This is a genomic window from Amycolatopsis sp. NPDC006131, from assembly GCF_040614175.1.
Lineage (GTDB): Bacteria > Actinomycetota > Actinomycetes > Mycobacteriales > Pseudonocardiaceae > Amycolatopsis_E > Amycolatopsis_E tucumanensis.
This window is the reverse complement of record NZ_JBEXTX010000088.1, coordinates 24045-33667: the sequence shown is the minus strand read 5'-3', so window position 1 is coordinate 33667 and position 9623 is coordinate 24045. Positions and strand designations below refer to the sequence as shown.

Here is a 9623-nt window from a genome sequence, read left to right as displayed (position 1 = left end):
GTTTGTGCATATCACCTTGAGCCAGGGCCGCAAGGTTGGCATGGTCGGCCTGCGGTTGGCGGCCTGGGTTGCGGCCCTGGCTCAAGGTGATCGTTGCGTGTCAGGCGACGGGATGACCACCCAGCTCGGGTTGTGTTCAAAGAATGGCGCTGGGCGCCGTTAAACGCTTTCCTCTTCGAGCATTTCCGGGGTCACGGCGCTTTCGGTGTCGGGGATGTTCAGTTCCTTCGCCCGCTTGTCGGCCATGGCGAGCAGGCGCCTGATCCGGCCGGCCACCGCGTCCTTCGTCATCGGGGGGTCGGCCAGCTGGCCCAGCTCCTCCAGCGACGCCTGCCGGTTCTCCAGCCGCAACCGTCCGGCGGCGAGCAGGTGTTCGGGTGCGGTGTCGGCCAGGATGTCCAGCGCTCGCTCCACCCTGGCGGCCGCCGCGACCGCTGCTCGTGCGCTGCGCCGCAGGTTGGCGTCGTCGAAGTTGGCCAGGCGGTTGGCCGTCGCCCGGACCTCGCGGCGCATCCGGCGCTCTTCCCACTGCAGGACGCTCGTGTGGGCGCCCAAGCGGGTCAGCAGGGCGCCGATGGCGTCGCCGTCGCGGACCACCACCCGGTCGGCTCCCCGCACCTCCCTCGACTTCGCCTGGATGCCCATCCGCCGGGCGGCCCCCACGAGCGCCAGCGCCGCCTCCGGGCCGGGGCAGGTGACCTCCAACGAAGACGACCGGCCGGGCTCGGTCAGCGAACCGTGCGCCAGGAACGCGCCCCGCCACGCGGCCTCGGCGTCGGCGATCCCGCCGGACACCACCGCGGCGGGCAGGCCCCGCACCGGGCGGCCCCGCTGGTCGATCAGGCCCGTCTGCCGGGCCAGGCTTTCGCCGTCCTGAACCACCCGGACGATGTACCTCGTCGTCTTCCGCAGCCCGCCCGCGGACAGCACGTGCACGTCCGAGTGGTGGCCGTACAGCTCGTGGATCTCCTTGCGCAGTCGCCGCGCGACCGAACCCGTGTCGAGCTCGGCCTCCACCACCACCCGTCCCCCCACGATGTGCAAGCCCCCGGCGAAGCGCAGCATCGACGCGACTTCGGACCGGCGCGGCCCGATCTTCGTGATCTGCAGCCTGCTGAGCTCGTCCTTCACGGCGGCGGTCATCGCCATGGCCCCTCCCTACCCTTTCCGGCCCTCGGTCCCGCTGAGACCGAGAGCTTCCCGCACACAGCTCGCCAGCGCATCCGGATCGTGCACACCCTCGCGACCAGGGTCCGCCACGTCCGCCAGAAGCGCCTTGGCCCCCAGTCCCGCCGCCGCGTCCCGCAGGCGGGCCGGTGCCGGCACCGAATCCCGGTCGGCGATCACCGCGTCCACCCGCAGCCCGGGCGCGTGCTGGAAGAGTACGTCCAAGTGCCGTTCGGGTGAGAACCCCGCCGTCTCACCCGGCTGAGGGACGAGGTTCAGGACCACGATCTTCGTCGCCTCGGTGCGCAGCAGCGCGTCGTGCAGGGCGGGCACCATCAGGTGCGGGATGACGCTCGAAAACCACGACCCAGGCCCCAGGAACACCGCCTCGGCGTCCAGCACGGCCTGCACCGCCTCGTCGCACGCGGCGGGCACACCGCCGGGCCGCTTCGGCGTGCGCAGCGTGATCCGCTCGACCCGGCCCGGCGTGCTCGCCACCGCGACCTGGCCGCGGATGCGGCGCAGCGTCCCGTCGTCGTCGAGGCCGGACACCTCCGCCTCGATCTCCAGCGGCTCCGGCGACATCGGCAGCACCCGGCCGGACACCCCCAGCAGCCGCCGCGCCTCGTCCAGCGCGGCCACCGGATCGCCCAGCACCTCGAACAACCCGGCCAGCACCAGGTTGCCGACCGCGTGCCCGGTGAGGGCGCCGCTGCCGCCGAAGCGGTGCTGGAACACCTCCGCCCACAGCGACTCGCCCTTCTCGGCGACCGCCAGCGCGGCCAAGGCCTGCCGCAGGTCCCCCGGCGGCAGCAGACCCAGCTCACGCCGCAGCCTGCCCGAAGAACCACCGTCGTCGGCGACCGTGACCACCGCGGTCACGTCCGGGGTCAGCCGCCGCAACGCGGTCAGCGTCGCGTGCAGCCCGTGACCACCACCCAGCGCGACGGCGCGCAACGTCGGAGTCACTCGCGTCCCAGGTCCCGGTGGATGACCTTCACCGCCATACCGTCCTCATTGGACAGCAGCCGGGACAGCTCCTCGGAGATCGCGACACTCCGGTGCTTCCCGCCGGTGCAGCCCACCGCCAGCGTCAGGTACCGCTTGCCCTCGCGCCGGTAGCCGGCGCCGATCAGGCGCAGCAGCTGGTGGTAGCGGTCGAGGAACTCCTCCGCGCCCTCCTGCGACAGCACGTAGTTGCGCACCTCCGCGTCCAGCCCGGTGTGGTCGCGCAGCTCCGGGATCCAGAACGGGTTCGGCAGGAACCGCACGTCCATCACCAGGTCGGCGTCCATCGGCAGGCCGTACTTGTAGCCGAAGGACAGCACGGTGACCCGCGTCTGCGTCGCCGACTCGGTGCCGAACGCGTCCTCGATCTTGGCGCGTAGGTCGTGCACCGACAGCGCGGAGGTCTCCAGCACCAGGTCGGCCTCCTCGCGCAGCGGCGCGAGCATCTGCCGTTCGGCGGTGATGCCGTCGATCAGGCGGCCGTCGCCCTGCAGCGGGTGGCCGCGGCGCACCTGCTCGAACCGGCGCACCAGCACCGCGTCCGTGGCCTCCAGGAACAGCACCCGCGGCTTGTAGCCGCGCGCGTCGAGGTCCTTGATGATGGAGGACAGGTCGTCGGTGAACGCGCGCGAGCGCACGTCCATCACGACGGCCACCTTCGTGATCGCGCCGCGGGCCTGCGCCCCCAGCTCGACCATGGTCGCGATCAGCTCGGGCGGCAGGTTGTCCACCACGAACCAGCCCAGATCCTCCAGGCACTTCGCGGCCGTGCTGCGGCCGGCGCCGGACAGGCCGGTCACCACCGCGACCTCCATGCCGGTGCCCCGGTCCTCGGCCATCGTCTCTCCCGTCACTGCTTCTCCGACTCCCCTTGCGAGGCCAACGCCGCGAAGATCGCCTCGGCCGTGCGCTTCCCCACGCCAGGCACCTGCGCGATCTCGTCCACCCCTGCTTCCTTCAGCCGCTTCACCGAGCCGAAGTGCTTGATCAGCGCGGCCCGCCGCGCCTGCCCCAGCCCCGGCACACCGTCCAAAGCGGACATCTGAACGCGCTTGGCGCGCTTCTGCCGGTGGTAGGCGATCGCGAACCGGTGCGCCTCGTCCCGCACCCGCTGCAGCAGGTACAGGGCCTCGGAGGTGCGCGGCAGGATCACCGGATCGGGGTCGCCGGGCAGCCACACCTCCTCCAGCCGCTTCGCCAGGCCGACCACGGCGATGTCGGTGATGCCCATCTCCGCCAGCACGTCCGCCGCCGCCGTCGCCTGCGGGCCCGCGCCGTCGACCACCAGCAGGTTCGGCGGGTACGCGAACTTGCGCGGCCGCCCGGTCTCCGGGTCGATGCCCGGCTTCTCGCCCGCCAGGCCCTCCTGGGTTTCGGTCTGGTAGCGAGCGAACCGCCGCCGCACGACCTCGGCAATGGAGGCGACATCCCCCTCGGTGGCGGCCTCCCGCAGCGCGAACCGCCGGTACTCCGACTTGCGCGCCACGCCGTCCTCGAACACCACCAGCGACGCCACCACGTCGGTGCCCTGCGTGTGGCTGATGTCGACGCACTCGATGCGCAGCGGCGCGCTGTCCAGGCCGAGGTGCTCCTGCAGCTCGGCCAGCGCGGCCGAGCGCGCGGTCAGGTCGCCCGCGCGGCGCAGCTTGTGCTGCTGGAACGCCTCCTGCGCGTTGCGCTCCACCGTCTCGGCGAGCGCGCGCTTGTCGCCGCGCTGCGGCACCCGCAGCTGCACCCGCGAGCCGCGCAGCCCGGACAGCCACTCGGTCATCGCCTCGGCGTCCTCGGGCAGCTCCGGCACCAGCACCTCGCGCGGCACCGGCGTGCCCAGGTCGGTGCCCTGCTCGGCCAGCTCGACCTGCTCGCCGTAGAACTGGGTGAGGAACTGCTCGACCAGCTCGGGCACGCCCATCTCGTCGGCCTTGTCGATCACCCAGCCGCGCTGGCCGCGCACCCGGCCGCCGCGCACGTGGAAGACCTGGACCGCGGCCTCCAGCTCGTCGTGGGCGAAGGCGACCAGGTCGGCGTCCGTGCCGTCGCCGAGCACGACGGCCTGCTTCTCCATCGCCCGCCGCAGCGCGCCGATGTCGTCGCGCAGGCGGGCGGCCTTCTCGAACTCCAGGTTCTCGGCCGCCTCGGCCATGTCCCGCTCCAGCTTGCGCACCATCGCGTCGGTGCGGCCGGAGAGGAAGTCGCAGAAGTCTTCCACGATGTCCCGGTGCTCCTCGGCGCTGACGCGGCCCACGCACGGGGCGGAGCACTTGTCGATGTAGCCGAGCAGGCACGGGCGGCCGATCTGGCCGTGGCGGCGGAACACGCCGTTGGAGCAGGTGCGCGCCGGGAACACGCGCAGCAGCAGGTCGAGCGTCTCGCGGATCGCCCACGCGTGGGCGTACGGGCCGAAGTACCGGACGCCCTTCTTGCGCGGGCCGCGGTAGACGTGCAGCCGCGGGAACTCCTCGTGCAGGGTCACCGCCAGCACGGGGTAGGACTTGTCGTCGCGGTAGCGGACGTTGAACCGCGGGTCGAACTCCTTGATCCAGTTGTACTCGAGCTGGAGTGCCTCGACCTCGGTGGAGACCACGGTCCACTCGACGCTGGCCGCGGTGGTCACCATCTGCCGGGTGCGCGGGTGCAGCCCGGACAGGTCGGCGAAGTAGGAGTTCAGCCGGCTGCGCAGGCTCTTGGCCTTGCCGACGTAGATGACCCGCTTGGTCGCGTCGCGGAACTTGTAGACGCCGGGCTCTTCCGGGATGCTCCCCGGCGAGGGACGGTAGGTGGACGGGTCAGCCACGCCCTCCAGCCTATGGCTCGGGTGTGACAGTCCGACGCACCCCTCCCGCCGCGTGCGGCCGGGCCGGGCGGGTATGCGATTCTCGGGATCATGCGCATCGCCACCTGGAACGTCAACTCCGTCACCGCGCGGCTGCCGAAGCTGCTGTCCTGGCTCGAGACCGCCCAGCCGGACGTGGTGTGCCTGCAGGAGCTGAAGTGCGCCACGGAGGCGTTCCCGGCCGAGGTGGCCGCGGCGGGCTACGAGGTGGCGGCGTACGGGACCGGCCGGTGGAACGGCGTGGCGATCCTGTCCCGGGTGGGGCTGGCGGACGTGCGGCGCGGGCTGGACGGCGAACCGACGTTCGACGACGTCTCCGAGCCGCGCGCGATCGGCGCGACGTGCGGCGGGGTGCGGGTGTGGTCGGTGTACGTGCCCAACGGGCGGGAGGTGGCGCACCCGCACTACGCGTACAAGCTGCAGTGGCTGTCGGCGCTACGGGCGACGGTCGCGGCCGAGGCGGCGGAGGACCGGCCGTTCGCGGTGCTGGGCGACTTCAACATCGCACCCACCGACGCCGACGTCTGGGACATCACGTTGTTCGACGGCATGACGCACGTGACGGAGGCGGAGCGGGCGGCGCTGGCGGCGCTGCGCGAGGCGGGCCTGGAGGAGGTCCTGCCGCGCGCCCTGAAGTACGACACGCCCTACACGTACTGGGACTACCGGCAGCTGGCGTTCCCGAAGAACAACGGGATGCGGATCGACCTCGTCTTCGGATCGGCGAAGTTCACGGGCGCGGTGAGCGACGCGTACGTGGACCGGGAGGCGCGCAAGGGCAAGGGCACGTCGGACCACGCGCCGGTGGTGGTGGACCTGACGGTCTGACCCGCCGCGCGGGGCGCGAACGCGGAGTTCACGCTCCTGAACGCAGAACTCGCTGTCCCGAACGTGGGACTCGCCGGCACGCGCGAGTCCCACGCTCACGCGCGCGAGTTCTGCGCTCGGGCGGTCCGGGCAGGGGTGGACGGGCGAGCTCAGTCCTGCGCGGCCCAGGCTTCCTTGTGCAGCCGGCGCAGCGTGCGCACCGCCTCGACCGCGCGGTCCCGGTCGACCGCCTGGATCGCCAGCATCGCGTAGTACTCGTCCTCCGGCAGCTCCAGCCGGGCGAACGAGGCGCCGTCGGGGAAGCTCACCGACAGCACCTCCAGCCAGCTGAACCGGCGCCCCACCAGCACGTTGCGCACCTGCACGCCCGAGGCGTCCGCCCGCACCCTGGGCGTCGCGAACAGCATCGTCGCCCCGGCGAGCAGCAGTCCGATGAACACCATGGCGACCTGGTCGGACCGCTGGAAGATCACGCCGGTGTCCGAGCCGCGCAGCAGGATCGCCACGACCACGAACACCGCCAGCAGCACGACCGCCAGCACCGCCGACATCCACGTCGCCCGGTGCGGCCGGAACACCACGGCCTCCGACTTCTCCGCCACGGCTGCGCTCACACGAACTTCCGATCGGTCCACGGCTGCCGCAGCGACCGCAGCACGTGCGCCGCGTCCAGCGCCGCCTGCGTGGCCTCGCGGCCCTTGTCCTCCTTCGACCCGGGCAGCCCGGACCGGTCCAGCGCCTGCTGCTCGGTGTCGCAGGTCAGCACCCCGTTGCCGACGGGCGTGCCCTCGTCCAGCGCGACCCGCGTCAGGCCGGCCGTCACCGCGTCGCACACGTACTCGAAGTGCGGCGTGCCGCCGCGGATGACCACGCCGAGCGCGACCACCGCGTCGTGCGTGCGGGCCAGCGCCTGCGCCACCACCGGCAGCTCCACCGCGCCGGCGACGCGCACCACCGTCGGCTCCTCCGACAGCTTCGCCTCGCGCACGGCCTTCAGCGCGTTCTCCAGCAGGGCGTCGGTGATCTTCGCGTGCCACCGCGTCGCCACGATGCCCAGCCGCAGGTTCTCGCACTCGCTCAGGTCGAGCTCGACGTCCGGCCTGCCCTCACCACTCACTGCGAAGCACCGTTCCCGTTCCGTGCCTCCAGGTCGGCGCCGACCTGGTCGAACTCCTCCAGGTTGGACAGGTCGTGGCCCATCCGGTCCCGCTTCGTGCGCAGGTAACGCAGGTTCTCCGGGTTCGGCGAGATCGGCAGCGGCACCCGGCCGGTGACCTTCAGGCCGTAGCCCTCCAGGCCGATCCGCTTCGCCGGGTTGTTCGTCAGCAGCCGCATCGACCGCACACCCAGGTCGCACAGGATCTGCGCGCCCGTGCCGTAGTCGCGGGCGTCCGCGGGCACCCCGAGCGCCAGGTTCGCGTCCACCGTGTCCGCGCCGAGGTCCTGCAGCTGGTAGGCCTGCAACTTGTGCAGCAGCCCGATGCCACGGCCCTCGTGGCCGCGGATGTAGAGCACGACACCCCGGCCCTCGTCGGCGACGATCCGCAGCGCCGCGTCCAGCTGCGGGCCGCAGTCGCAGCGCAGCGAGCCGAACACGTCGCCGGTGAGGCACTCCGAGTGCACCCGCACCAGGATGTCCTCGCCGTCGCCGATCTCGCCGTACACGAACGCGACGTGCTCGATGCCGTCCAGCAGGCTATCGTAACCGACGGCGCGGAACACGCCGGCCTCGAGCGGGATGCGCGCCTCGGCGACCCGCTCGACCTGCTTCTCGTGGCGGCGCCGGTAGGCGATCAGGTCGGCGATCGTGATGATCTGCAGGTCGTGGTCGGAGGCGAACACCTCCAGCTCGTCCCGGCGCGCCATGTCCCCCTCGTCCTTCTGGGAGACGATCTCGCACAGCACGCCCGACGGGTGCAGCCCGGCCATGCGGGCCAGGTCGACGGAGGCCTCGGTGTGCCCGGGGCGGCGCAGCACGCCGCCCTCCTTGGCACGCAGCGGGACCACGTGCCCCGGCCTGCGGAAGTCGCTGGCCTGCGACTTCGGGTCCGCGAGCAGCCGGATCGTGTGCGCCCGGTCGGAGGCGGAGATGCCGGTGGTGATGCCCTCGGCCGCGTCCACCGTGACCGTGTACGCGGTGCCGCGCTGGTCCTGGTTCGTGTGGTACATCGGCGGGAGGTCCAGCCGGTTGCAGTCCTCCTCGGTGAGCGCCACGCAGACGTAGCCCGAGGTGTAGCGCACCATGAAGGCGAGCAGCTCCGGCGTCGCCTTCTCGGCGGCGAAGATCAGGTCGCCCTCGTTCTCGCGGTCCTCGTCGTCGACGACGACCACCGGCCGCCCGGCGGCGATGTCCGCGATCGCCTTCTCGATGCCGGCGACGTCGACCGGCACCCCCGCCCCGCACGGTGTTGCTGCGCTGCTCACGCGTCCTCCTTCGAGCCTGCCCCGGCTCCAGTGTGCTCCGTGCGGCCGGGCAGATGGGGCGTCGCGAGCTTCTCCACGTACTTGGCGAGCACGTCGACCTCGAGGTTCACCGGATCACCCGGCTCGGCACGGCCGAGGGTGGTCAGTTCCAGTGTCGTCGGAATCAGCGCCACGGAGAACTCGTCATTCGTCACACTCGCCACGGTGAGCGAGATGCCGTCGACGGCGATCGAGCCCTTCTCCACGACGTAGCGGGACAGCCCCTCCGGCAGCGCGAACCGGGTCAGCCCGTCCGGATCGCGGGACAGGAACACCCCGGTGCCGTCGACGTGGCCCTGCATGATGTGCCCGCCGAGCCGGTCCCCGACCGCGGTCGCGCGCTCCAGGTTCACCCGGTCACCGACGGCGATCCGGGCCAGCCGGGACCGCTGCAACGTTTCGTGCACCACGTCGACGGTGAACTCGGCGCCGAACACGTCGACGACGGTCAGGCACACCCCGCTGACGGCGATCGAGTCGCCGTGCTTGGCGTCGGAGGTCACCACGGGCCCGCGCACGGTGAGCCGCGCGGCGTTGGGAACCTGCTCGACGGCGGTGATCTCGCCGAGCTCCTCCACAATCCCGGTGAACACTGGCGCGCCCCTCCTTGTCGGTGTCAGTGTGCCGCGCCTGCGCGGGCGGCACGTTCGCGCAGGGCCGCGACGGCCTTGCCGGGGTCTTCCGCGCCGTAGACGGCGGAGCCGGCGACGAAGCAGTCCACGCCGGCCTCGGCGGCCTGCTCGATCGTGTCGGCGTTGATGCCGCCGTCGATCTCCACGACCAGCTTGAGGTGGCCGGTGTCGACGAGGCGGCGCGCGGTGCGGACCTTCTCCAGCACGTCCGGGATGAACGACTGGCCGCCGAAGCCCGGTTCGACCGACATCACCAGCAGCGTGTCGTAGTGCTTGAGGGTCTCGACGTGGTCCTCCAGCGGGGTGCCCGGCTTGATGGACAGCCCGGCCTTGGCGCCCGCGGCACGCAGGTTCTTCGCCAGCATCACCGGGTCGGCGGCCGCCTCGACGTGCACGGTGACGTTGTAGGCGCCGGCCTCCGCATAGCCGATGGCCCAGCGGTCCGGGTCCTCGATCATCAGGTGGCAGTCCAGCGGGATGTCCGTGGCCGTCAGCAGCGACTGCACGACCGGCAGGCCCAGCGTCAGGTTGGGCACGAAGTGGTTGTCCATGACGTCCACGTGGACCCAGTCGGCCCTGGTGTCGCCGCCACCGGCGACGGCGTGGATCTCCTCGCCCAGACGGGCGAAGTCGGCGGACAGGATGCTGGGCGCGATGAGAGGTCGGTGGGCCACGGTTACGGAGTGTAGATC

At 71.9% G+C, this 9623-nt stretch carries 10 protein-coding genes; 1 reads left to right on the top strand and 9 read right to left on the bottom strand.

Translation table 11 applies throughout. The features are described from left to right. Positions 1-159: 159 nt before the first annotated feature. Genes whiA through uvrC form a run of 4 tightly spaced genes read right to left on the bottom strand, consistent with a single transcriptional unit; the run spans position 160 to position 4969 of the window. Complete coding sequence (gene whiA / locus ABZ215_RS32720) at positions 160-1149, bottom strand: DNA-binding protein WhiA (RefSeq protein WP_354711948.1); 990 nt, start codon at positions 1147-1149, stop codon at positions 160-162. Positions 1150-1158: 9 nt separating this feature from the next. After that, on the bottom strand, positions 1159-2124 hold the full coding sequence (gene yvcK, locus ABZ215_RS32715) for a uridine diphosphate-N-acetylglucosamine-binding protein YvcK (RefSeq protein WP_354954049.1): 966 nt from the start codon (positions 2122-2124) through the stop codon (positions 1159-1161). 8 nt (positions 2125-2132) lie between these two features. Further along, a complete protein-coding gene (gene rapZ / locus ABZ215_RS32710) occupies positions 2133-3014 on the bottom strand; it encodes an RNase adapter RapZ (RefSeq protein WP_017983053.1) in 882 nt (293 codons plus the stop codon). An 11-nt stretch (positions 3015-3025) separates the two neighbouring features. After that, the gene (uvrC, locus tag ABZ215_RS32705; protein WP_354954047.1) at positions 3026-4969 is read right to left on the bottom strand and encodes an excinuclease ABC subunit UvrC; all 1944 of its coding nucleotides are present in this window, start codon (positions 4967-4969) and stop codon (positions 3026-3028) included. A gap of 90 nt (positions 4970-5059) precedes the next feature. On the opposite strand from uvrC, the gene ABZ215_RS32700 reads away from it, so the two are divergent. After that, on the top strand, positions 5060-5836 hold the full coding sequence (locus tag ABZ215_RS32700) for an exodeoxyribonuclease III (protein ID WP_237339445.1): 777 nt from the start codon (positions 5060-5062) through the stop codon (positions 5834-5836). Between the two features lie 149 nt (positions 5837-5985). Here the strand turns inward: ABZ215_RS32700 and ABZ215_RS32695 are convergent, their stop codons facing one another. From ABZ215_RS32695 to rpe, 5 genes are read right to left on the bottom strand one after another with little or no spacing between them, the layout of a single operon-like run. After that, positions 5986-6450 carry a PH domain-containing protein gene (locus tag ABZ215_RS32695; RefSeq protein WP_354711946.1) on the bottom strand — a complete coding sequence of 155 codons (465 nt, stop codon included), beginning with the start codon at positions 6448-6450 and terminating at the stop codon, positions 5986-5988. Beyond that, positions 6447-6953 carry a 6,7-dimethyl-8-ribityllumazine synthase gene (gene ribH / locus ABZ215_RS32690; protein WP_020422338.1) on the bottom strand — a complete coding sequence of 169 codons (507 nt, stop codon included), beginning with the start codon at positions 6951-6953 and terminating at the stop codon, positions 6447-6449. The genes ABZ215_RS32695 and ribH overlap by 4 nt, the downstream gene beginning before the upstream one ends. Next, the gene (locus tag ABZ215_RS32685; protein WP_039791936.1) at positions 6950-8260 is read right to left on the bottom strand and encodes a bifunctional 3,4-dihydroxy-2-butanone-4-phosphate synthase/GTP cyclohydrolase II; all 1311 of its coding nucleotides are present in this window, start codon (positions 8258-8260) and stop codon (positions 6950-6952) included. Before ABZ215_RS32685 ends, ribH begins: the two co-directional genes overlap by 4 nt. Beyond that, a complete protein-coding gene (locus ABZ215_RS32680; protein ID WP_020422340.1) occupies positions 8257-8892 on the bottom strand; it encodes a riboflavin synthase in 636 nt (211 codons plus the stop codon). The genes ABZ215_RS32685 and ABZ215_RS32680 overlap by 4 nt, the downstream gene beginning before the upstream one ends. 23 nt (positions 8893-8915) lie before the next feature. After that, positions 8916-9605 (bottom strand): ribulose-phosphate 3-epimerase, encoded by a 690-nt coding sequence (gene rpe / locus ABZ215_RS32675; RefSeq protein WP_354954045.1) that lies wholly within the window; start codon positions 9603-9605, stop codon positions 8916-8918. Positions 9606-9623 lie beyond the last annotated feature (18 nt).